Origin of the sequence: Streptomyces sp. P17 (assembly GCF_032436805.1) — a bacterium.
Classification (GTDB): domain Bacteria; phylum Actinomycetota; class Actinomycetes; order Streptomycetales; family Streptomycetaceae; genus Streptomyces.
In genome coordinates, this window is record NZ_JAVRBF010001023.1 from 1 (window position 1) to 262 (window position 262).

At 69.5% G+C, this 262-nt stretch carries 1 pseudogene; it reads left to right on the forward strand.

Going from position 1 to position 262, the window contains the following annotated elements:
- Nucleotides 1–262, forward strand: a pseudogene (locus RMT89_RS43815) (hypothetical protein); the annotation flags it as partial.

A 262-nucleotide genomic window follows, 5' to 3' on the forward strand; every position in this document is an offset into this window, starting at 1 on the left:
TCAAGGCGGCGATCCCGGCGCAGGGCTTTGCCAGGCTGGACGGCGACACCAGCCTTGCGCCGGGAAGCCTGACCGCCGCGCTGGCCGCGATTGGTGGGGTAAACGCGGCGGTGGATGCGGTGCTGGCCGAAGTCGGCAACGCCTTTGTCGCCATGCGCCCGCCGGGGCATCACGCCGAAACCGCCACGCCGATGGGTTTTTGCCTGTTCGGCACGGTGGCGATTGCGGCGAAACGGGCGCTTGACCATCACGGGCTTGTCCG